The following is a 22,280-nucleotide window of genomic DNA, read 5'->3' as shown; positions in this document are numbered from 1 at the left end:
AGGGAAATGACGGAAGCCGGGCCAGACACTGTGTCCGGCGAAAGGCAGAGCGGATGCCGCTTTCTAACCTTGCGGCGTTTGTTTTTTCATTGTGCCAATTGTTCCACAGGAGAGTTTCTTCCGGCGATTGTGGCTGTGTTTGTTGCCCGCGGCTTTATTGGCGAATAATCGTGTTCACGGTTTCTTTTTGCTGTTGAGTTGAGAGTTTTGGGGGGAGGTTAGGTCTTTTTGTTTCACATCCTCAAATGTTGTTTTCTCTTCTACGAATTGGCACGTAAACCTGTTACATATGGCTTGGTTTAGCTCCTTGATGGCGTGCTGATAACAGAGTGTCGCCTGCTTAATAATCAAAATCTCAGCTATAGACATAAAAAGAATATCTATAGTTGTTTAAGTACCTTCGCCTGCCGATGGCTCTCACATACACTCGCGAAATTACTATAAATTCCATCCGGTTGGAGAGATTTTGATGAAAGCGTTCGTTCTTTCTTTGGTGTTTTTGGCTGTGGCGGCCAGTTTCAGCGCGCAGGCAGCAACCCCAGCCAATACCCTGGTGATTGCTCAGTCAATCGATGACGTTGTCAGTTTTGACCCGGCTCAAGGGTTTGAATTAACCACGGTGCAGTCGTTCAACAGTCTGTATCAACGCCTGATTCAATCGGATCCTCAAAACCCGATCGCGCTTAAACCGACACTGGCCAGTGAATGGCAGGCGGGCAGTGATAACCGCAGCCTGACGTTTACGCTGCGCCCGGATGCTAAATTTGCCAGCGGTAACCCGTTACGCCCGGAGGACGTGATCTTCTCGCTGTCACGGGTGGTGAAGCTGAATTTGGAGCCGTCATTTATCCTGACTCAACTGGGCTGGAATGCTAAAAATGTCGACCAATACCTGAGCAAGGTGGACGATCAACGGGTAAAAATCAGTTGGAGCGAAAACGTCAGCCCGGCGTTCGTGTTGAGCCTGCTTTCGGCTCCGGTATCCTCGATTGTCGATGCCAAAGAAGCGCTGGCGCATCAGCAGGGTGATGATTTGGGACACCAGTGGCTGAACAGCCATTCTGCCGGCAGTGGCCCATATAAAATCCGTACTTATGTGCCGCATGAAGTGGTGGTGCTTGACGCCAATCCTACCTCGCCTGAAGGCGCACCAAACCTGAAAACCATCCTGATCAAAAACGTGCCGGATCCAGCCGCCCGTCGTTTGTTGATTGAGCAGGGAGATGCGGACATTGCGCGTAACCTGGGGGCTGACCAGATGGCGGCACTGAAAGGTAAGCCGGGCGTCAAACCGTTGGCTATCCCGTACGCATCGCTCTATTTCTTGCAGTTCAACGCCAAGGCGTCACCGGCGCTGGGTAACCCGGCCTTCTGGGAAGCGGCGCGCTGGTTATTCGACTATAAAGGTATCGCCGACGACCTGCTGAAAGGCCAATTCCAGACGCATCAAGCATTCCTGCCAGAGGGTTATCTGGGGGCGCTGAAGGATCAGCCTTACAGCTTTAACCCGACTAAGGCTAAAGAGATTCTGGCTAAGGCCGGTCTGAAAAACGTCAGCTTTAAGCTGGAGGTCAACAATCAGCCGCCGTATCTGGATATTGCTCAGGCATTGCAGGCCAGCTTCGCGCAGGGTGGCGTGAAGGTGGATCTGGTGCCGGGTCTCAGTGCGCAAGTCTCTACCAAGGTTAAATCCCTGAACTACGATGCGACGCTGACCTCCTGGGGGCCGGACTATTTTGATCCGAACACCAATGCCGCCGCTTTCGCCTATAACCCGGAAGACGGTAGCAAAACCTTGGCCTGGCGTGCCAACTGGCAAATTCCTGCGCTGAGCAAATTGACGCTGGCGGCAACGGCGGAAAATGACACCGCTAAACGGGTGGCGGATTACCAACAGTTGCAGCAAGCCGTTCAACAAAGTTCACCGTTTGTGATTGGCTTACAGGCACGTAGCCTGATTGCGGTACGTGACAACCTCAAAGGTTACGAGCAGGGCATCAATCCTGACATGGTGTTCTACAGCAAGGTCAGTAAGTAATGATAAGCCGTATTTCTTCCGCCGGGTTCGCCCGGCGTAGTTGGCGCTGGGGCCGCGGGCTGTTCACCGGCTTGCTGTCATTGGCGCTAACACTGCTTGGCCTGCTGTTATTCACCTTTATGCTTTCGCATTTGGCGCCAATTGATCCCACGTTGCAGATCGCCGGTGATCACGCCAGCGAAGCCACTTATGCACAGGTACGCCACGATCTGGGGTTGGATCAACCTCTGCCGGTGCAATTCTGGCGTTATCTGGTTCATCTGGCACACGGGGATATGGGGATCTCACGCATTACTTCGCAACCTGTGCTGAGCGATTTGCTGCGTACCTTCCCAGCGACGGTGGAACTGGCAACTTGCGCCATTATCCTCGGTGCGGTTGGCGGCATTACGTTGGCGTTTCTCGCCGTGATTAAACCGGGTGGCTGGCTGGATAACGTGGCACGTCTGTTGTCGTTGATCGGTTATTCAGTACCTATTTTCTGGCTTAGCCTGCTGGGATTGTTGTTATTTTACGCCACGCTGCATTGGTCGGCAGGGCCGGGCCGCCTGGACGATATCTATCTGTACAGCATGGAGCCGCGCAGCGGGTTTATCCTGATTGACAGTTGGTTGTCTGGCGATCGTGAGATGTTCTATAACGCCATCAGTCACCTGTGGTTGCCGGTGGTCGCACTGGCATTGCTGTCGATGGCGGGTATTACACGCTTGCTGCGTGCAGCCATGCTGGAAGAGTGTAATAAAGAATACGTGACTCTGGCCCGCTCCAAAGGCGCCAGCCGCACGCGGATTTTGCTGCGCCATGTTTTTCCCAACGTGCTCGGCACACTGATTACGGTATTGTCACTGTCCTATGCCAGTTTGCTGGAAGGTGCCGTGCTGACCGAAACGGTGTTTGCCTGGCCGGGGGTTGGGCGTTATCTGACCACGGCACTGTTTGCCGCAGATACGCCGGCAATTCTTGGCGCAACATTGTTGATTGGCACCTGTTTCGTGGTGCTTAACGCGCTGGCTGACGCGCTGACCTATTTAGTGGACCCGCGAACCCGATGAGCCAATACCTTTCTGAACATGAACCCCAGAACGAGCCGGCAACCGGTTATCGCTCGCGTGGCAAAATGACCGCGCTGACGTTGGGTGCCACGCTGGTGGCGATCTTGATCCTCACCGCATTGCTGGCTCCGTGGCTAGCCCCCTTTGACCCCAATCTACAGCATATAGAGATGCGTTTATTGCCGCCGTCTTCCGGTCATTGGCTGGGTACTGACGGTTTTGGGCGTGATCTGTTGTCACGGGTCATTTATGGCGCGCGGCCAACACTAATTCTGGTGTCATTGATCCTGTTGTTGACCATCCCGATTGGGTTATTGGTGGGCATCAGCGCCGGTTACCTCGGTGGCTGGGTTGAGCGTATTTTGATGCGCGTGACCGATATTTTTCTGTCGTTGCCAAGCCTGGTAATCGCATTGGCGTTTGTTGCGGTACTCGGTCCAGGGTTGATGAATGGCGCACTGGCTCTGGCATTGACCAGTTGGCCTTCTTTTGCCCGACAGGCACGGGCGGAAACACTCGCGCTGCGCCGCAGTGATTATCTGGCGGCTGCACGTATGCAAGGCATTGGCGGTTTGCGGCTGATGGCCGGCCATATCTTGCCGCTGTGTCTGCCGAGTGCGGTGGTTCGTGCTGCGTTGAGCTTGGGTGGGATTATCTTGTCTGCCGCCGGTTTGGGGTTTCTCGGTATGGGTGTGGCACCGCCAACCGCGGAATGGGGATCGATGGTGGCTGAAGGCAGTAAAGTGATTTTTGATCAGTGGTGGGTTGCCGCTGCACCGGGTGGGGCAATCCTGTTTGCCAGTCTGGCCTTTAACCTGTTGGGCGATGGCCTGCGCGATAAAATGGATCCTCGACATGGGCATTGATAACAATTTATTGATCGTTGAACAGCTGTCGGTGGCACTGCCAGGGGCGCAGCCACTGGTCAAAGGTATTTCTTTCAGCATGGGACAGGAACGGTTGGCGCTGGTGGGAGAATCTGGTTCGGGCAAATCTTTGACCGCGCGCGCCTTGATGGGGCTTTTGCCACCGCCGTTACAATTGCAGGCGCAGCGTTTGACGTTAGGGGGAGAGGATCTGACGCGGCTGAATGAACGTCAGTGGAACCGTCTGCGTGGTAACAAAGTGGCAATGGTGATGCAGGATCCCAAACATGCGCTAAACCCGACTCAACAAATTGGTCGTCAGGTGGAAGAGCCACTGTTACTGCATACCCGCCTGGGCCGTGCCGAACGGCGGGAGAAAGTGCTGGATATGCTGGCGGCGGTGGGGTTGCCCGATCCGGTCGCGCTACGCCAACGCTACCCACATCAGTTGTCCGGTGGTATGGGGCAACGTGTGATGCTGGCGATTGCGCTGATTAACGATCCGCAGTTACTGATTGCCGACGAACCAACGTCGGCGCTTGATCACCAGATGCGCGATCAGGTACTGCAACTGATCGAGAATCTGGTCGAGCAACGCAATATGGGCCTGATTTTGATCAGCCATGATTTACAGCAGGTTGCGCACTACTGCGAGCGGGTGCTGGTGATGTACAAGGGTGAACTGCTGGATCAATTACCTGCTGATCGCCTGGCAACAGCCACTCACCCTTATACCCGCACACTGTGGTCGTGTCGGCCAAGTCGGGAAACGCACGGTAAACAGTTGCCCGTATTGGATCGCGCGTTGCTGGAGTCACTGAAATGAGCTTGATTACTTTGGATAACCTCAGTGTCAGCCACCGGCAGGGCTATGAATTGCGCACCGTGGTACATGAAGTCAGCCTGCATATTGAGCAGGGTGAGTGTTTCGGCCTCGTTGGCCCTTCCGGCTGTGGGAAGTCGTCGCTGTTGTGGGTGCTGGCTGGGTTGAATGAAAATTGGAGCGGGGGGTTCCAGCTGTTGGGGCATGACCTACAGCCGGGACGGCCTTTTACCGGCACGCTGCGGCGTGAGGTGCAAATGGTCTTTCAGGATCCCTACGCCTCGCTACACCCCAAGCACCGGCTGCTGCGCACATTAGCGGAGCCGCTGAAATTGCTGAAAGAGAGTGACATCGAAAGGAAAATCAGCGCCGGTTTTCGTCAGGTAGGGTTGGACCCCCGGTTGTTAGATCGTTATCCGCATCAGCTTTCCGGTGGTCAGCGCCAACGGGTGGCGATAGTGCGTGCGCTGCTGCTAAAACCCAAGCTATTGTTACTGGATGAGCCAACCTCGGCACTGGATATGTCGGTGCAGGCGGAGATCCTCAACCTGCTCAATGAGCTAAAACGGGCAGGTGACCTGACGATGATCCTGGTCAGCCACGATGCCGACGTGATTGACCACATGTGCGATCGCTCGGTGGCGATGGCGCACGGCCGTTTGGTGAACTGAAAACTGCCCGCCCTTAACCCGGCGGGTATATTCATCTGCGTAATAAATAAAGCAATTTATAGTCGTTCTTCTGCTAAGTCACTGCCTCTACACTCGAAAAAATAGCGCATCCGCGTGATTCTGGAGAGTGCATCTCATGAAACGGTTAATCCCCACCTTATTGTTCAGCGCCCTGGCGGCGAGCGTTGGTGCGCAGGCTGCTACCCCAAAAGACACACTGGTGGTGGTCAGTTCGCTGGAAGGCATCATCAGTCTGGATCCGGCCGAAAGCTTTGAAACTGTCAGTTCGGCCAACCTGGTCAATCTGTATCAGCGGCTACTTACGCCTGACCGTAGCACACCGGAAAAACTGGCAGCGGAACTGGCCAGTGGCTGGGAGGTGGGTGCGGACGGCCACAGCCTGATTTTTACCCTGAAAGCTAACCAACGTTTTGCTTCCGGCAACCCGGTGCGACCGGAGGATGTGATCTTCTCGTTGGTAAGGGCGGTGAAACTGAACAAAGCACCGTCGTTTATTCTCGGCGAGTTCGGCTGGACGCCGGATAATGTAGCGAGCCAGTTGACGAAGCTGAGTGACAACCAACTGCAAGTGAGTTGGTCGGCCAATATCGGCAGCGGGCTGGCGTTGCGACTATTGACTGCGCCGGTAGCGTCGATCGTCGATGAAAAACTGTTGAATGAGCACAGCCAACAGGGTGACTACGGTAATCTTTGGTTACGGTCGAATTCCGCAGGGGCCGGGCCTTATCGCGTCAGCAACTATGTCCCGCATGAGGCACTGTTGTTCAGTCGCAACGACTACGCTCAACCGCAAGCCAAATTGAAAACGGTGCTGCTGAAGAACGTCAGCGATGCCGGTACTCGACGGCTGTTGTTACTCAAGGGGGATGCTGACGTGGCCTATGATCTGGGGGCCGATCAGTTCAATTCGCTGCGTAAAGAGCCGGGTGTGAGGATAGAGCAGCAGGACTCGTCCAAAGTCTATTACCTCGGCTTTAACACCGGCAGCAAACAGACGCCGGCATTGAGCAACCCTGCATTGTGGCAGGCTGCGCGCTGGTTGGTGGACTATCAGGCGATAGCTGACAACCTACTGAAGGGACAATACCGCGTCCACCAAGCCTTTCTGCCGCTCGGGCTGGACGGTGCCATCGACGATCAACCGTTCAAACTCGACGTAGACAAGGCCAAACAGATTCTGCATGACGCCGGTATCGCTGAAGGGACGCATATTGATCTGATCGTCATCAACCAGCCACCGTATACCGATATTGCCCAAGCGCTGCAGGCCAGCTTTGCCAAGGCAGGTTTGCAACTGGATATCCATCCGGTGGTGGAAAGCGATCTGTGGGGCAAAATGCGCAGTCGTGATTTCCAGGCCATTTTCACCTATTGGGGGGCCGACTATCTGGATCCGAACACTAACGCCAGCGCCTTTGCTTACAACGTGCCCGACGGGCCGAAAACCCTGGCATGGCGTACCCAGTGGAACATCCCGGCACTGAGTGCGGAAACCCGCGCAGCGGCGGCGGAAGGTGACGGGGCAAAACGCGCGACACGCTACGTCGCCTTGCAGCGCGAATTACAGGCCCGTTCACCTTATGTGGTGGCATTGCAGGGACAAACGCTGGTGGCTCTGCGCGATAACGTCAAAGACGCCAACGTGGATATCGCCAACAGCATGCTGTATCTGGATCGCGTGAGTAAGTAACCCGACATGTTCCCCCCAGTGCCGGGAGCTGTTTGGGACCGATAGAGGCGCTAACCGCCTGAGCGATTATTGGCCGAAGCGACCGATAATCCCCGCACCGCCCTTGGCGTGGCCCTTTAATTTCTCCAGTAGTTGCTCACGGGTTAATCCTGGGCCAAGCGCATGAGGCGGTAGATCGGTGGCGATCAGCACAAACGTATAGTGATGAAACCCGGAGCCGGCCGGTGGGCAGGGACCATGATAAACCGCGGTACCGGGCGAATTTTTACCACCGACAAAGCCTTTACCTTGGGTGAGATCGCCTTCAGCGAATCCGTTGGTGGTGGCAGGGATGCCATAGGCGACTAAATGACTGACGCCCAGACCGGCTTTTCCCTCTGGATCGGACAACAATAGGGCGAAGCTTTTGGTATCTGCCGGCGGGTTGGTCCAGCTTAGCGGTGGCGAAATGTTGTCGCCGGTGCAGCTGGCGTTACCCGGTGTGGCTCCGGCATATTTCTGTGCCAGCGTACCGCCGTCCTGAAATGCCGGTGAGCTGAGGGTAAAGGTGCCCGCGGCCTGTGTCGTAAACGACAGTGAACCGGTAACACATGCCGTGCCGAGCATGAGTGCGAATAAACCACGACCGATCATACAACCTCCCATGTTTGATTAAATAAATCATAGTGGCACAGGCGGGCACTCGCCATAACAGTGGTCTCAACACTCGGCTATAACAGCAGCCCACGGGACTGGACGGGCTATGTCAGGGTGAATAAAGGTGAAATAAGGTGATTTCACCGTGAAAAGGCGTTCAGCCAATCTCTGCCGTTGACAACAGAACCCACCAACCGGAAACAGCCAGATAAAGGCCAAATGGCAGCGGTGAATGCCAGTCGGTTTTGCGCAATAAACAGGCTGCTGCCGTGGTGCACAGACCGGCGGCCGCTGCGACAGTGACCAGTACCGGCAAAGCCGCCCATCCCGTCCAGGCACCCAATGCCGCCAGCAGTTTAAAGTCTCCCTGGCCAATGCCGTCCGTTTCGTGTCTGCGACGATAGGCCGCATTGAGCAGCCACAGAGACAGATAACCGGCGGTAGCGCCCGTGACTGCCTCAGTCAGTGAGGCAAAATAGCCCTGCTGATTAACCAACAGTCCGGCCCACAGCAACGGTTGTGTCAGGCGGTCCGGCAGCAAGCGGCATTGCCAGTCGATGAACGCCAGCGCGAGCAAGAGGGCGGCCACCGGCAGTAAGAGGACACGTTGTGGCAGTGGGATACCGAAGGGCAGAGCTGCTAACCCGGCACCAAGGGCTATCAACCAGATCCAACGCGTTGTCTGGGGTGACGGAGGTGATATAGGCCCCTGTGACAGGGAATCAATCAGCCGTATTGCCGCCGCTGCCGAAAGGAGCATAGCCAGGATAAACAAGCCCCGATACCAGAGATCAAACTGTGGACTATCGAGCATAAAACGTCCTTGTAGAGCTGAAAATAGTGTTCAAAATAGCGGCAAAACACGATGGGCAGGGAGTGAATGATTTGCCTTTGTTCAGTCTTGCGAGGAGGGTCGCAAAGCGTTGTACGGGGTGATGAAAAACACATTGATATTTTTAATTTATATTTATAATCAATGGATTAGTTTGATTCACTGTTTGGCGATGCTCTTTTTTTCGGCAAAATTGATAATGAAATAAAGTGAATTTTACCCTTTAGGTGTGGGGCTTTAAGTATGAGTCTGATAGCGGCAACACACTCTGGCTAAATTTTGTTTTAGGTGACGTTGTCACAACAATGAATGAGGTTTATCTGATTGTTTCTCATCAGAAACCGATTAGACTTTGGGGTTCATGATGCACTTTGGTGTTCCGGCACCCGACAGAGAGATGCTCTCTGTACAGCCAGTGTGTGACCGTTTGGGTGTCTGTTGCCGGGAGTGGCTGCAGCAAAAAAAGGTTTATGTGCCACGTCCTCTGGATGAGGAGGCGGTGACTGCGTAATGACAGACGTTACACAAAAAGCACGTTATACAGTGATAGAAGCCATTCATTTCCTCTCACGCCTTATTGGCTACTCACCGGCCGCGTGGTTGTTGGGGGCGTTCACCTGTACGTTACCCGCCTATGCCGAGTCCCCACCGGCGCCAGACAAGGTTACCCAGCAACCGAGCACAAACGATAGTCTGCCTGAATTGGGCGGCAGCGTGTCGAATGACGCGGAGCGCGAAAAAGAGTGGGCCACCATGGCCAAACAACTGGGTGAACGTAACCTGAATAACGTTTCGAGCCAACAGGTGCGCACCCGTGCCGAGAGCTATGCGGTAGGCCAGGCCAGTAGCGTACTGCAACAGCAGGCTCAGGAGCTGCTTTCACCCCTGGGTAACGCCAAACTGTCACTGGTGATGTCCGATCAAGGGGATTTTACCGGTAGCAGCGGTCAGTTGTTCAGCCCACTGTATGATGTCAACGGCTTGCTGACTTACAGCCAGATTGGTTTGATGCAACAAACGGGCGGTTCGCTAGGCAACCTGGGCGTTGGGCAGCGTTGGGTCGCTGGCGATTGGTTGTTGGGGTATAACACGGTGCTCGACAGTGATTTCGAACGCCATCATAACCGTGCCAGCCTGGGCGCGGAAGCCTGGGGCGATTTCCTGCGTTTCTCTGCAAACTATTACTATCCCTTATCTGCTCTGGCGCAACAGGCGAATAACGCTGAGTTCCTTAGCCGGCCAGCGAGTGGTTATGACATTACTACGCAGGGTTACCTGCCATTTTATCGCCAGATTGGTGGCTCGCTCAGCTATGAGCAGTATTGGGGAGAGAATGTTGACCTGTTTGGCAGTGGTAAAAAGCAAAATGACCCGCGCGCCATGCAGTTGGGGGTAAATTATACTCCGGTACCCTTGGTCACAGTCAAAGCGCTGCACAAAATGGGCGAAGGTGGGGTCAGTCAGGATCAGGTCGAGCTGGCGTTAAGCTATCGACTGGGCGTGCCATTGGTGAAACAGATATCGCCAGAATATGTTGCTCAGGCCAAGTCGTTACGCGGCAGCCGTTATGACAACATTGAACGGAAAAATGTGCCGGTGATGGCGTTCCGTCAGCGTAAAACGTTACAGGTGTTCTTGGCGACGCCACCCTGGCAGTTGAATCCTGGAGAAACGCTGCCGTTGGTATTGGAGATCAAAACAGCCAACAAGATTACTCACGTCAGTTGGCAGGGGGACACGCAGGCCCTGAGCTTGACGCCGTCGCAAAACAGTAATGATCCGCATGGATGGAGCCTGATTGTACCGCAATGGGATGACTCGCCTGGTGCCAGCAATAGCTACCGTTTATCGGTCACGCTGGAGGATGACAAGCACCAGTTGGTGACCTCAAACTGGATTCAACTGCAGGTGACGACACCGTTGGCGTTGTCTGCCGGTGCCGATGAAGGTCTGCCACCGGTAAAAATACTGCAACCGCCAACTATCCCGGCAGAGACTGGGCCGTTATACGGCAATAACTAGCCGTTCTTTCCCTGTAGCACCCATACTGCGGCCTCAACGCGTGATTTCAGCTTCATTTTTTTCAATAGGTGTTTAACGTGCACCTTGACGGTGCTTTCGGTGATGGTCAACTTACGGGCAATCATTTTGTTTGGCAGACCTTGAGCAATCAGTTTGAGAATATCGCGCTCGCGCGGAGTGAGCTGCTGGATATCACGCTCGGCGCTGGGGCGGTTCTCACGCAGGCTGGCGGCCAGAATGGGCGTCAGGGCTTCGCTGAGTACCATTTGACCGGTTGCTGCCTGATGCAAGGCTTTTAGCAGTTCCTCGGGTTCCATGTCTTTCAGCAGATAGCCATCGGCGCCGCGTTTTAGCGCACTGACTACGTCATCCTCATGATTCGATACGCTAAACACAACAATACGTCCGGAGAGCGCGGTCATTCGCAGACGATCCAGCGTTTCCAGGCCGTTGATACCCGGCATGTTGAGATCCAGCAGGATCAGATCCGGATCATGCTCTTCGGCCAGTGTGACGCCTTGTTCGCCATTACCGGCTTCAGCGATCACGTGCAGGCGCGGATCCATGCCGATAAGCTGCTTTACGCCATTGCGCAGCATTGGGTGGTCATCAATCAATAAAATAGTGGCGGCAGTTTCGGTGGTCATGGTTTCTCCCATTAGTCGATGGCGTGGTTGTCCGGCTTGAATACCACCCGGACTTCAGTGCCGCCGCCGCTGCGGGGTAATATTTCGCAGCGGCCATGCAGGCTTTTGGCGCGATCGCGCATAATTATCAGGCCGTAATGATCAGGGCGGTCGGTATTTTTCGGCAGTCCACGACCGTTATCACTGACACTCAGGGTCACTTCCCCTCGTTGATTGATCACCTGAATGTTTACCTGGCTAGCCTGGGCATGTTTGTGGATATTGCTTAACGCCTCACGGGCAATCTGCAACAGATGGATGGCCTGATACGCAGGCACTGTACGTGGCGTTAATTGATAATCGAGGTTGATGGTGATGCCGAGCCTTTGGCTAAATTCCTGTACCGTCGACTGCAATGCCGCCAGTAGCCCCGGTTCGGTTAACCGCAGACGGAAAGTGGTCAGCAATTCGCGCAGTTGCCGATAGGCAATGTTCAGTTCTTCGCGCATCTGTTGAACCAGCGCCACATTAGCGGGTGACAGCTCAGCGCCTTGCATTTGCAGACAACTGATTTGCATCTTCAGGCACGACAGTGACTGGGCGATGGAATCATGCAGCTCGCGGGCTATCGCTGCGCGCTCTTCCATCAGCATCAACTGTTGTTGATGATCAACCTGGCGTTCGATAGCCAGCACGCTGGTCAACTGTTCAACCAAGGTGTTTATCAACTGCTGATGGTCATCATTCAGTGGCTGCTGCGACGTATGTTGCGCGACAATGACACCGTAATCTCCCAGCTTGTCGCTCAGGCTCCAGCTTAGCAACGGGAGATCGGCGTGCTGTGGGCCGTCATCACTGAGACAAGCGCTACAGACCGGGTTGTTGCAGTATTCCGGTCGAAGCGGCTGGTTGCCGCTCAATTGTACAAATTGTTCCTGGCTATTGTTTTCGTACAATCTCACCTGAATGGCACGCAATGGCGTCAAGGCTTGTAACTTATTGAGTATTGGCGTCAGTCGGCTACACAGCGGCTCATTGGCGTGTAACTGGCGGCTGGCACAATACAAAAAACTCAGCACCTGATTTTTTTGCTGCAAGTCAGCGGTTTTTTCCGCAACCCGTTGTTCCAGCCCGGTGTACATTGTGGCCAATTCGTCGGACATGGTGTTTAACGCGCCACCGAGCGAGGCCATTTCATCCTGGTGGCCGCGCTGAGCAAAGCGTCGACTAAAATCGCCACGGCCTGCCGACAGTGCCATCGCCACCAACTGGCGCCATGGGTGCAGCAAGCGACGGCGTAGATAGCAAATGGTGCCGACCAAAAGCAGCAATGTCAGCACGATAAACACCGCCTGCACCAGCGTTACTGTCAGTAGCCGGCGTTCGGTGTGATGGTCTATATCAGAAACCAGCGTATCCAGCAGTGAGACGAAATGTGCAACCTGTGCAGCCGCATCGGCAGGTCGACGGGCATCGCGCAGTTGTGGCAACAGTGTTAATTGCCAATAATTGTTCAGTGCCTGGAATTGTTCGGTCAGCTGCTCTTGTTCTACTGAGCGTTGCAAATCAGGGCTGTTTGCATCCTGGTCCAATTCGCGAATCAGTGTTTCGCTGTGGGCATTTAACGGCACTTGTGCCAGCAGGCGATAACTTTGCATACGTAACGAACCGGCTTTATTGATGGCGTGCGCATTACCTTGAATGCTTTGCGACATCCAGGCGGAAATGCTCATGCCAGCAACACCCAGGATGCCCAGAAGCAGCATCAATATGGCCACCTGGTTAACGATGGAAAGCGGAGCTAACAGGCGTTTCATTAGGTTTTGATCCCCGACGGCAAAGCAATACAACAGCTGGAAACCTGAGGGCAGAAGCAGGTTTCCAGCGAGTAGAGTAACGATTCAGCATTATTTTTCATTATCCCCGCGCATAACCCCATACCTCTAACGAAGTACCCCCTAGTTTCCAAGCAGGGATGCGAGTGCGTCACTGTGGCATCGGGCATTTTTTAATCTTTTGATTTGTCTTGTTTTTGCGGGATATAGCATCTTACTCATAAAGGGCTGGTGGGGGTTTTCCGGTCATTTGCTACCTGCATCCGGGTTGATTTATATCAACTTTGCCGAGGAGAGCGCCGCCTAGGGTGGGCGAAGTTATCACCCTGTGTCTGAGGTTTTTATGTCGCAATCTGCAACGTCATTATCAAAACAAACAGGCGCGGTTATTCAGGACTGGCAGCCTGAGGATGCCGCATTTTGGCAACAGCGCGGTCAACGCGTTGCCAACCGCAACCTGTGGATTTCCATTCCCTGCCTACTGCTGGCCTTCTGCGTTTGGATGCTGTTCAGTGCGGTGGCGGTCAATCTGAACAAAGTCGGTTTCAGTTTCACTACCGATCAGCTGTTTTTACTCACTGCGTTACCTTCTGTGTCTGGCGCTATTCTGCGCGTGCCTTATTCGTTCGTTATCCCCATGTTTGGTGGTCGTCGTTGGACGGCGATCAGCACCTGTTTTCTGTTGGTACCCTGCTTGTGGTTAGGGTTTGCAGTGCAAGACGCCACAACCCCTTATGGCGTGTTTGTCATCATCGCGCTGTTGTGTGGTTTTGCTGGCGCTAACTTTGCTTCCAGCATGGCCAATATCAGCTTCTTTTTCCCTAAAGCACGACAGGGGGGCGCCCTGGGGCTCAACGGTGGTTTGGGCAATTTAGGCGTTAGCGTGATGCAGTTGGTCGCCCCGTTGGTGATTTCCGTCGCCATATTCGGCGTATTTGGCGGCACGGGCCAAACACAGCCGGACGGTAGCCAGCTATGGCTGGAAAATGCGGCCTGGATTTGGGTGCCGTTCTTGTTGATAGGCACATTGGCCGCCTGGTTTGGCATGAACGATCTGGCGGCTTCCAAAGCGTCACTGCGTCAACAGTTACCGGTACTTAAACGCGGTCATCTGTGGGTGTTGAGCCTGTTGTACCTGGCAACCTTTGGTTCCTTTATTGGTTTTTCTGCCGGTTTCGCCATGCTCTCTAAAACTCAGTTTCCGGACGTGGTGATACTGCATTATGCTTTCTTCGGCCCTTTCCTTGGTGCTTTGGCTCGCCCTGTAGGTGGGGCGCTGTCCGACCGTTTTGGCGGCATTCGTGTCACGCTGATTAACTTCGTACTGATGGCCGTATTTGCCGCATTGTTGTTCCTGACCTTACCGGGGGCCGGTGATAGCGGTTCGTTTATGGCCTTTTACGGCGTATTTATGTTGCTGTTCCTGACCGCCGGATTGGGCAGCGGCTCCACTTTCCAGATGATTGCTGTGATCTTTCGGAAAATCACTGTCGAACGAGTCAAAGCTAGCGGCGGCAGTGACGAGAGTGCCCAGCGTGAGGCGGTTACCGATTCTGCGGCGGCGCTGGGCTTTATCTCGGCAATTGGCGCGGCTGGCGGCTTCTTCATTCCGCAGGCATTCGGTACTTCGCTAGCGATGACGGGCTCACCAGCTGGGGCAATGAAAGTCTTCCTGGTATTTTATGTACTCTGTGTCGTGATCACCTGGGTGGTCTACGGTCGCAAAAAATAACCTCGCGATCGGGTATAATCTGTTCCTCCTCAAGAGGGGAGGGACAGTTTCTTTATCTTCTTCATGTGATATTTTTACGCCCTGAGTGAAATTTCCCGCCTTTAGGTAATATTCTTATTATCCCGCACTGATTTTCCCTTTGTTTATAGATGCATCTCTCAAGTTCTGTTTTTTTAGCCAATGATGATCTGGAATATCATTGGGAGATATTTTTCATTTCCCTGTCTGAATCCTTACAAAGGAAATGTGCGTAAGATGGGACTTGGCATGACAATGAAACTCGTGTTTTTTTCATTATTCGAGACTTGTGTCACCAAGTTGACAATATGCCTTTGTATTTGGTGCTATATTTAACTTAATGCCATGTGAAGGATTAAATCAGATAACTCTCATTCTGTTTTCGTAGGCTTTTTGTAGGCTATCTGACAATCAGATTAAGCGGAAAAACAGGTGATACTTTCTGACGGCATTATGAAATTTCACAATTTCATTTAGTTAACAAGTAAACAACATTATTTATTTTTTTCTTTAAAAACAATGCATTAAGTTTGTTTTATTGCCGGTTAACATGATAAGAAACCATGTTGCCAACAGGGAAATAGAGACATTCAGACAATCTTATCCTCCGTTTGCGAGGTGAAGTAAAAAATGAAATCAGCAAATTTTTATAAAAATAAATATCTGATGAATGCAACCTGTTGAGTTTACATTTAATTTCTTGAACATTTTTTCATATTTCTATACAAAGTGTGCAGGACAGGCACGCTAAGGAAATTAAAAGTGAATCTTGATAAAAGAATAAAGATTAGGAATCTAGATGTTCTGACACCGTCCAGGGAAAAATTCCGCCTGCGTTGGAAGGAGTATCAAATCCTTTCACTTCTTGTCGCCAGATCCCCCGAATTGGTTACCCGTACAGAAATTATAGAAAATATATGGAAAGGTACTTATTGTTCAGATTCAACGATAAATCAAACAATTAAATCAATTCGTCAAAAAATCGGTGATGCCGAGCATACCCTTATCAGAACTATTCCGCGCTTAGGATATAAGGTAGAAAACAAGGCTGTTTTTCACTTTATTTCTGAAGAGGAAGAATATGTCGACGATGAAATATGGAATATTGGCGATGACACCGATGATAATATTCAAGCGGAAATTTCTGAAAGTAAAAATAAAGATGATGGGATTAGTGTTGAAGAAATAGAACAACATGAGGATGATATCGCGACATCCTCCCCAACTGCGGTACCCGAATCGCTTAAAAATACGGCGATAAGAAAAAAGTCGGTCACACCAGCCGGATTTTTCTCCGTTCCCGCCGTCAGAATTGTGAAATATCTGTCGGTGTTCGCGTCTTTACTGGTTATTTCACATTTTTCATACGTTCTGGGGAATCAAACCCGGCCACCTATTATCAATGATATTCAAAACAATACGCGTGTTGTGTTGACGCTGACACTGAACAACGCGCGGACCAATAGCCCACAAACGTTGCTTTGCTTGTATGAAGGCGAGAGCCTGGAACTGGCAACCATAGAATGCGTCGATCCCAAACAAGGACGATTGAAACGACCGGTGAAATATGAAACATCCAGCGTTCAAGGGAGCGGTAAGATTAATCTCATATTACCGAATAAAACCATGCAATATCAGGTTGCTTACGATGTTAAAAATTAGCGTGTAAGACGATTTCATCTTTCCCCATAATTTTACATTTTTCCAAGACTATTATTTCATTATTTGTTATTTGAAAGTGAAGGATGATTTGTCCAGTCTGGTTTCCATGATTTAGCGCGAATAAGCGTCCTGCCCCAATACTGTGGTGGGAATAATGGAAAACCGAGCTGAGTGACAAATTATGGATAAGCGTAAAGTAGCTATCATCGGGGGTTCTGGCTTTATCGGAACGCGTCTGGTTAAACGTCTGAGTGCGCGTAACGACCTGGTGTTGACCATTGTGGATAAGAAGCAGAGCGAACAATTTCCTGAGCTCTATCAGTTTGGCGATGTAACTCAACCCGATACATTGCGGCAGCCCTTGGCTGGTTGTGACGCCGTGATTAATCTTGCGGCTGAACATCAGGATAATGTTGATCCTATCTCACTGTATTACCAGGTTAACGTTGATGGCGCGCGTAATGTCTGCATGACGGCTTCCGCGTTAAATATCTCGCAAATTATTTTTACTTCATCTGTGGCAGTCTACGGCTTTGTGACCAAAGAAACCGGCGAGGAAGGGCTTTTTGAACCCTTTAACCATTACGGTAAGTCCAAGCTAGAAGCTGAATATGTCTACGAGGCTTGGCGTAAAGCCGACGCCAATAACAAGTTAACCATTATCCGCCCCACGGTAGTGTTTGGCGAAAATAATCGCGGCAATGTTTATAACTTGTTCCGGCAGATCGCCAGCGGCCGATTTGTGATGATTGGCAGTGGTAATAATATGAAGTCTATGGCCTATGTTGAAAACATTGCGGCCAGGCTGGAGCACGCGCTCGATCAGCAGGCGACATATCAGGTCAGTAATTATGTGGATAAACCTGACTTCACCATGAATCAACTGGTCGATGTTATTTCTTCTTCATTAGGCAGGAATAATAAGACTATTCGCATTCCCTATGTATTTGGAATCTGCGGTGCAACGGCATTAGATATGCTGAGTAAAATAAGTCACCGTAAATTCCCTATTAGCCGTGTTCGTGTACAGAAATTTTGTGCCAGAACGCAATTTAAAAGCAATGTGCAAAGTGATTTCGTAGCGCCAGTCGATCTTGATTCGGCAATCGAAAAAACAATTAAGCACGAGTTTTCTTAGAGATAACTTTCCCACGGGAGAACGTTATTTATTTTTCGCCGCTGACAAGCGGATAAATCTGTATTTAACAGGATTGACTCATGCTGACTTATATCCTGGCACTGTCAATTTTATTTTTGTTAATAGCGCATTGGGAGCTGTAACTCAAGGGCGGTAGCGTGCTTATTCGCTGGAGGAACAATGTTATATCAACTGAGCGTGATATTTATTTTGGCACTGGTGTTGGTGATTATTGCTCGTCGCGCCGCGCTGGCAGTGGGACTAGTGGATAAGCCCAATGCGCGCAAACGCCATCAGGGACATATTCCGCTGGTCGGCGGAATTGCTATTTATCTCAGCATTACATTGGTAACGTTCTGGCAGCCAGACTGGTTGCCGCACAGTACGATCTATTTGTTGTGCGTCACGGCGTTAGTGATGCTGGGCGTGCTTGATGACCGTTTCGATCTGCCGGTGGCGCCGCGCGTCATTGTGCAGGGAGGGATCGCGCTGGCGATGATGCTGGCGGCAGGGATGCAACTTACTTCTTTCGGTTATCTGTGGGGCCATCAGGAACTGTTGTTGGGTTATGCCGCTTTACTGGTCACGCCGCTGGCGGTATGGGGAGCGATCAACGCCTATAACATGGTTGATGGTATCGACGGCCAACTGGGGGCACTGTCCTGCGTTACCTTTTTGGCATTGGCCATTTTATTTGGTCTGGCAGGGCATGACGAACAGGCATTGTGGTGCCTGAGCTTGATCGCAGCCTTGGCTGCCTACCTGTTGTTCAACCTGAGTGTTTTTGGGGCGCGCAACAAAATTTTCATGGGTGATGCTGGCAGCATGGTCATTGGTTTTAGCGTGTTGTGGCTATTGGTCATCGCCACGCAAGGCCAGGATGCAGTAATCCGGCCGGTGACCGCGCTGTGGTTGATCGCCATTCCTCTGATGGACATGGTCACCGTGATGGTACGCCGTCTGCTGCGTCGCCAAAGTCCGTTCAAGGCCGGTCGTGATCACCTGCACCATATTTTGATGCGCCGCGGTCTCAATGCGCGGCAGGCTCTGGGTATGAGCTGCATGTTGGCGGTCACGTTGGCCTGTGTCGGCATCTGCAGTGAAGTGCTGAAACTGCCGGATTACCAAATGCTATTGGCATTTATATTTTGTTTCTTCGGTTATTTTGCCCTGTTGCACGAACCGCGCCAGGCAAGGATTTTTACTGATAACCCTACCGCCGATCGTTAATCCTCCCACGGGCCGCAACGGCGGCCCGTTTTTCACGGTACTGTTATGAACCTTCACTTGCCTCATTTGATGCCATTGGTGCTGTCCAGCGCCTTGCTTAGCGGTTGTACAACGTTTCCGGGTTCACACCTCCCGACTCAGGGAAAAGAAAAAGTCATCCAACAGGACGAAAATTTCGACCTGGACAAGCAGGTCCAGGTGTATCGCGTTACGCCGATGTTGCTGGAAAAAATGCGCCGGATAGAACCGGTGGCGCGGCCAAATCTGGCACTGGACCAGCGTCTGCAAAGTTATCAGTACCGTATCGGGGTCGGCGACGTGCTGAACGTCACTGTCTGGGATCATCCCGAGTTGACCACGCCCGCAGGGCAATACCGCAGTGCCAGTGACACCGGCAACTGGGTACATGCCGATGGCGCGATCTTCTATCCCTACATCGGTCGGGTACAGGTCGTCGGTAAAACGGTCTCTGAAGTGCGCAATCAAATCGCCAGCCGGTTGGCAACCTACGTAGAAAGCCCGCAGGTAGATGTCAGCATTGCCGCATTCCGCTCGCAGAAGGTGTATGTGACCGGCGAAGTCAAAACCTCCGGGCAGCAGGCTGTCACCAACGTGCCGCTGACAATTCTTGATGCGATTAATGCGGCAGGTGGGCTGACCGATAACGCCGACTGGCGCAACGTGGTGCTGACGCATGACGGCAAAGAGCAACCTATTTCCCTGCAGGCGTTGATGCAACGTGGCGATATCAGCCAGAACCGTTTACTGGCGCCAGGTGACATTCTCTATGTGCCACGCAACGACGAACTGAAAGTGTTTGTGATGGGTGAGGTTGGCAAGCAGTCGACGCTGAAAATGGATCGTAGCGGCATGACGCTGACCGAGGCGCTGGGCAGTTCTGAAGGCATTAGTCAAACGGTGGCCGACGCCACGGGCGTGTTTGTGATCCGTCCGAACGGCGGTAAACAACCTAAGCGGCTAGCGTCGCTGTACCAGTTCGACTTGTCCGACGCCGCTGCGCTGGCGATGGGCACTGAATTCCAATTGGAACCTTATGACGTGGTGTACGTCACGGCGGCGCCGATAGCGCGCTGGAATCGCCTGATCAGCCAATTGGTACCGACTATTTCCAGCTTTAACGACCTCAGCGAGGCCACATTGCGGCTCCGTAACTGGTAAAGCCGCAACGGTGACTTAAGGAATACTGATGATGAAGAATAACGCATTGCCAATTGTAATGGCTGAGCAGGACGACAAATTAGAATGGGAGCGGTTGATTGGCCCCTTGTGGGACAACCGTTGGCGTATTCTGCTGGTCACAGGGGTGGCTGGAATACTGGGCTGTGCCTATGCATTGATGGCGACACCGATCTATCAGGCGACCGCGTTGGTACAGGTGGAAAAGCAGCTTTCAGGCGATTCGTTACTGCGTGAAACATTGGACAGTTCAATCGGCTCAATCGGTCAGAACTCGGCAACGCAGGATGAGGTTTCTCTGGCGAAATCGCGCTACGTGATTGGCAAAACTGTGGACGATCTTGGCCTGACGGTGCGTATCAGTCCCGATTACTTCCCGCTGTTCGGTAAGGGCATCGCCCGCCTGAGCGGGGAAACGCCGCCGGTACTGCGTATCGCCGAAATGAAGACACCCGCAGCGATGCAGGGGCAGGAACTGACGCTGACGGTAGGTGATAAACAACGATACAGCCTGAGCTATGACGGAAAAAACCTGCTCAATGGTGTCGTAGGACAATCACTGCAGCAGGGGGATTGGGCGCTCAATGTGGCTGCGCTGGACGCGTTGCCGGGCACGACCTTCACGGTCGTTAATGTGCCACGACAAAGAGCGGTGGACGATCTGCGCAACATTCTTGATGTCGCCCCTGGTGGTAAAGAAAGCGGCATCATGACGTTCAGTCTGGCGGGCGAAGATCCCCAGCGTGCAGAGGCGGTGTTGAAAAGTATTACCGACAATTATCTGCAACAGAACGTGGATCGCAAGACTGAAGAAGCTCAACGTATGCTGGCATTCCTGCATGAACAACTGCCACGCACTCAGACCTCGCTCAACAACGCCGAGAATCAGCTTAACCAGTTCCGTCAGCAGAACGATTCAGTGGATCTGTCTCTGGAGGCCAAATCCGTACTGGATACTCAGGTTCAGCTTGAGGGGCAGTTGAATGAGCTGACGTTCAAAGAAGCTGAAATTTCTAAACTTTATACCCGCGTGCATCCAGCCTACCGCGCCCTGTTAGAAAAGCGGGCCACGCTGGAAGCAGAAAAGGCTCGCCTCGGTAAACAGGTGCAAACCCTGCCAAAAACCCAACAGGAAATTCTGCGGTTGACCCGAGATGTGCAGGTGGATCAACAGGTATACATGCAGTTGATGAACAAGCAGCAGGAATTGAGCATCAGCAAAGCAGGCACCGTGGGCAACATCCGTATTATTGATGAAGCGGAAACCGGTCTGCGTCCGGTGCAGCCACAAAAAGTGATGATCGTGTTCTTCGCGTTGTTGTTGGGGGGCGTACTGTCGGCGTCGGTGGTGGTATTGCGTGCGGCGCTGCATCGTGGCATCAGCGATACGGATACGCTGGAAAAACGCGGGATCAGTGTGTATGCCACGGTGCCGTTGTCACCATGGCAACAAAAGCGTAACCGCGCTCAACAGCAACTGCTGACCAAAAATGGTGGCGACAAGCTGCCGATCCTGGCGCAGGAAGCGCCTGACGATTTATCCGTTGAAGCGATTCGCAGCCTACGGACCAGCCTGCACTTTGCCATGATGGAAGCCAAAAACAACATTCTGATGGTTTCCGGTGCCAGTCCTGCCAGTGGTAAAAGCTTTACCAGCACCAACCTGGCGGTGGTGATCGCGCAGGCAGGTCAGAGGGTGTTGTTAATTGACGCCGATATGCGAAAAGGTTTTCTGCATCGTTGGTTGAACAACAGCGCCAAGGGTGGATTGTCTGACATGCTGTCAGGACTGATTGCGCCAGATCAGGCAGTCAAGAAAACGGACATCACCAATCTGGATTTCGTGCCTCGTGGCCAGGTTCCTCCCAATCCGTCCGAATTGTTGATGCATCAACGCTTTGCTGACTTCCTGCACTGGGCTGGGCAGCACTACGATTTGGTGTTGATCGACACGCCACCCGTACTGGCAGTGACTGATGCTGCGATTGTCGGACATCACGCCGGTACCGCACTGATGGTGGTGCGTTTTGAGGTTAATACCGTCCGGCAAATCGAAACCAGCATCCGACGTTTTGAACAAAATGGGGTAACCATCAAAGGGGTGATCCTAAACGGCATGGTGAAGAAAACGGCTAACGACGCCGGTTACTATACCTTTGCGTACCCCAGCCATCAGGAAAAGGTCCAGTAG

Annotated in this window: 17 protein-coding genes; 13 read left to right on the top strand and 4 right to left on the bottom strand. The window is 52.5% G+C overall.

Annotated elements, in window-relative coordinates; translation table 11 throughout:
* Positions 1-469 precede the first annotated feature (469 nt).
* The 6 genes from SGR01S_RS03255 (at position 470) to SGR01S_RS03230 (ending at position 7,161) form a co-directional block, all read left to right on the top strand.
* Entirely contained in the window at positions 470-2,038 is a 1,569-nt protein-coding gene (locus SGR01S_RS03255; RefSeq protein WP_061806518.1) for an ABC transporter substrate-binding protein, read from the top strand.
* The gene (locus SGR01S_RS03250; protein ID WP_061806517.1) at positions 2,038-3,090 is read left to right on the top strand and encodes an ABC transporter permease; all 1,053 of its coding nucleotides are present in this window, start codon (positions 2,038-2,040) and stop codon (positions 3,088-3,090) included. Before SGR01S_RS03255 ends, SGR01S_RS03250 begins: the two co-directional genes overlap by 1 nt.
* The gene (locus tag SGR01S_RS03245; RefSeq protein ID WP_037419116.1) at positions 3,087-3,956 is read left to right on the top strand and encodes an ABC transporter permease; all 870 of its coding nucleotides are present in this window, start codon (positions 3,087-3,089) and stop codon (positions 3,954-3,956) included. The genes SGR01S_RS03250 and SGR01S_RS03245 overlap by 4 nt, the downstream gene beginning before the upstream one ends.
* Positions 3,946-4,782, top strand: coding sequence for an ABC transporter ATP-binding protein (locus SGR01S_RS03240; RefSeq protein WP_061806516.1), 837 nt, complete (start codon positions 3,946-3,948; stop codon positions 4,780-4,782). The genes SGR01S_RS03245 and SGR01S_RS03240 overlap by 11 nt, the downstream gene beginning before the upstream one ends.
* The gene (locus SGR01S_RS03235; RefSeq protein ID WP_061806515.1) at positions 4,779-5,450 is read left to right on the top strand and encodes an ABC transporter ATP-binding protein; all 672 of its coding nucleotides are present in this window, start codon (positions 4,779-4,781) and stop codon (positions 5,448-5,450) included. The genes SGR01S_RS03240 and SGR01S_RS03235 overlap by 4 nt, the downstream gene beginning before the upstream one ends.
* 136 nt (positions 5,451-5,586) lie before the next feature.
* Positions 5,587-7,161, top strand: a complete 1,575-nt coding sequence (locus SGR01S_RS03230; RefSeq protein WP_061806514.1) for an ABC transporter substrate-binding protein — start codon at positions 5,587-5,589, stop codon at positions 7,159-7,161.
* A gap of 66 nt (positions 7,162-7,227) precedes the next feature.
* Here the strand turns inward: SGR01S_RS03230 and SGR01S_RS03225 are convergent, their stop codons facing one another.
* Positions 7,228-7,794 carry a YbhB/YbcL family Raf kinase inhibitor-like protein gene (locus tag SGR01S_RS03225; protein WP_061806513.1) on the bottom strand — a complete coding sequence of 189 codons (567 nt, stop codon included), beginning with the start codon at positions 7,792-7,794 and terminating at the stop codon, positions 7,228-7,230.
* A 160-nt stretch (positions 7,795-7,954) separates the two neighbouring features.
* Positions 7,955-8,611, bottom strand: a complete 657-nt coding sequence (locus tag SGR01S_RS03220; protein ID WP_061806512.1) for a prepilin peptidase — start codon at positions 8,609-8,611, stop codon at positions 7,955-7,957.
* A 528-nt stretch (positions 8,612-9,139) separates the two neighbouring features.
* Here SGR01S_RS03220 and SGR01S_RS03215 point away from each other — a divergent pair.
* Entirely contained in the window at positions 9,140-10,651 is a 1,512-nt protein-coding gene (locus SGR01S_RS03215; protein WP_061806511.1) for a YchO/YchP family invasin, read from the top strand.
* Here the strand turns inward: SGR01S_RS03215 and narL are convergent.
* Both narL and narX read right to left on the bottom strand, forming a co-directional pair.
* On the bottom strand, positions 10,648-11,298 hold the full coding sequence (gene narL, locus SGR01S_RS03210) for a two-component system response regulator NarL (protein ID WP_037419136.1): 651 nt from the start codon (positions 11,296-11,298) through the stop codon (positions 10,648-10,650). The two genes, SGR01S_RS03215 and narL, sit on opposite strands and share 4 nt — an antisense overlap.
* Positions 11,299-11,309: 11 nt before the next feature.
* On the bottom strand, positions 11,310-13,094 hold the full coding sequence (narX, locus tag SGR01S_RS03205; protein WP_061806510.1) for a nitrate/nitrite two-component system sensor histidine kinase NarX: 1,785 nt from the start codon (positions 13,092-13,094) through the stop codon (positions 11,310-11,312).
* A gap of 361 nt (positions 13,095-13,455) precedes the next feature.
* Here narX and SGR01S_RS03200 point away from each other — a divergent pair, with 361 nt between their 5' ends.
* The 6 genes from SGR01S_RS03200 (at position 13,456) to SGR01S_RS03175 (ending at position 22,280) form a co-directional block, all read left to right on the top strand.
* Positions 13,456-14,844, top strand: a complete 1,389-nt coding sequence (locus tag SGR01S_RS03200; protein WP_061806509.1) for a NarK family nitrate/nitrite MFS transporter — start codon at positions 13,456-13,458, stop codon at positions 14,842-14,844.
* Positions 14,845-15,624: 780 nt separating this feature from the next.
* Positions 15,625-16,524 (top strand): winged helix-turn-helix domain-containing protein, encoded by a 900-nt coding sequence (locus SGR01S_RS03195; RefSeq protein WP_061806508.1) that lies wholly within the window; start codon positions 15,625-15,627, stop codon positions 16,522-16,524.
* A gap of 181 nt (positions 16,525-16,705) precedes the next feature.
* Positions 16,706-17,662, top strand: a complete 957-nt coding sequence (locus SGR01S_RS03190) for an NAD-dependent epimerase/dehydratase family protein (protein ID WP_061806507.1) — start codon at positions 16,706-16,708, stop codon at positions 17,660-17,662.
* Between the two features lie 180 nt (positions 17,663-17,842).
* Entirely contained in the window at positions 17,843-18,892 is a 1,050-nt protein-coding gene (wecA, locus tag SGR01S_RS03185) for a UDP-N-acetylglucosamine--undecaprenyl-phosphate N-acetylglucosaminephosphotransferase (protein ID WP_061806506.1), read from the top strand.
* A 45-nt stretch (positions 18,893-18,937) separates the two neighbouring features.
* On the top strand, positions 18,938-20,071 hold the full coding sequence (locus SGR01S_RS03180) for a polysaccharide export protein (protein WP_061806505.1): 1,134 nt from the start codon (positions 18,938-18,940) through the stop codon (positions 20,069-20,071).
* Between the two features lie 28 nt (positions 20,072-20,099).
* Complete coding sequence (locus tag SGR01S_RS03175; RefSeq protein WP_037419156.1) at positions 20,100-22,280, top strand: polysaccharide biosynthesis tyrosine autokinase; 2,181 nt, start codon at positions 20,100-20,102, stop codon at positions 22,278-22,280.

This window comes from Serratia grimesii NBRC 13537, from assembly GCF_001590905.1.
In the GTDB taxonomy this organism is placed as follows: Bacteria; Pseudomonadota; Gammaproteobacteria; order Enterobacterales; family Enterobacteriaceae; genus Serratia; species Serratia grimesii.
This window is presented reverse-complemented; position numbering and strand designations above follow the sequence as displayed.

What these genes read in the sequence shown, in the direction of transcription:
- SGR01S_RS03255 (WP_061806518.1), top strand. Translation starts at nt 470, where the DNA reads ATGAAAGCGTTCGTTCTTTCTTTGGTGTTTTTGGCTGTGGCGGCCAGT.
- SGR01S_RS03250 (WP_061806517.1), top strand. Translation starts at nt 2,038, where the DNA reads ATGATAAGCCGTATTTCTTCCGCCGGGTTCGCCCGGCGTAGTTGGCGC.
- SGR01S_RS03245 (WP_037419116.1), top strand. Translation starts at nt 3,087, where the DNA reads ATGAGCCAATACCTTTCTGAACATGAACCCCAGAACGAGCCGGCAACC.
- SGR01S_RS03240 (WP_061806516.1), top strand. Translation starts at nt 3,946, where the DNA reads ATGGGCATTGATAACAATTTATTGATCGTTGAACAGCTGTCGGTGGCA.
- SGR01S_RS03235 (WP_061806515.1), top strand. Translation starts at nt 4,779, where the DNA reads ATGAGCTTGATTACTTTGGATAACCTCAGTGTCAGCCACCGGCAGGGC.
- SGR01S_RS03230 (WP_061806514.1), top strand. Translation starts at nt 5,587, where the DNA reads ATGAAACGGTTAATCCCCACCTTATTGTTCAGCGCCCTGGCGGCGAGC.
- SGR01S_RS03225 (WP_061806513.1), bottom strand. Translation starts at nt 7,794, where the DNA reads ATGATCGGTCGTGGTTTATTCGCACTCATGCTCGGCACGGCATGTGTT.
- SGR01S_RS03220 (WP_061806512.1), bottom strand. Translation starts at nt 8,611, where the DNA reads ATGCTCGATAGTCCACAGTTTGATCTCTGGTATCGGGGCTTGTTTATC.
- SGR01S_RS03215 (WP_061806511.1), top strand. Translation starts at nt 9,140, where the DNA reads ATGACAGACGTTACACAAAAAGCACGTTATACAGTGATAGAAGCCATT.
- narL (WP_037419136.1), bottom strand. Translation starts at nt 11,298, where the DNA reads ATGACCACCGAAACTGCCGCCACTATTTTATTGATTGATGACCACCCA.
- narX (WP_061806510.1), bottom strand. Translation starts at nt 13,094, where the DNA reads ATGAAACGCCTGTTAGCTCCGCTTTCCATCGTTAACCAGGTGGCCATA.
- SGR01S_RS03200 (WP_061806509.1), top strand. Translation starts at nt 13,456, where the DNA reads ATGTCGCAATCTGCAACGTCATTATCAAAACAAACAGGCGCGGTTATT.
- SGR01S_RS03190 (WP_061806507.1), top strand. Translation starts at nt 16,706, where the DNA reads ATGGATAAGCGTAAAGTAGCTATCATCGGGGGTTCTGGCTTTATCGGA.
- wecA (WP_061806506.1), top strand. Translation starts at nt 17,843, where the DNA reads ATGTTATATCAACTGAGCGTGATATTTATTTTGGCACTGGTGTTGGTG.
- SGR01S_RS03180 (WP_061806505.1), top strand. Translation starts at nt 18,938, where the DNA reads ATGAACCTTCACTTGCCTCATTTGATGCCATTGGTGCTGTCCAGCGCC.
- SGR01S_RS03175 (WP_037419156.1), top strand. Translation starts at nt 20,100, where the DNA reads ATGATGAAGAATAACGCATTGCCAATTGTAATGGCTGAGCAGGACGAC.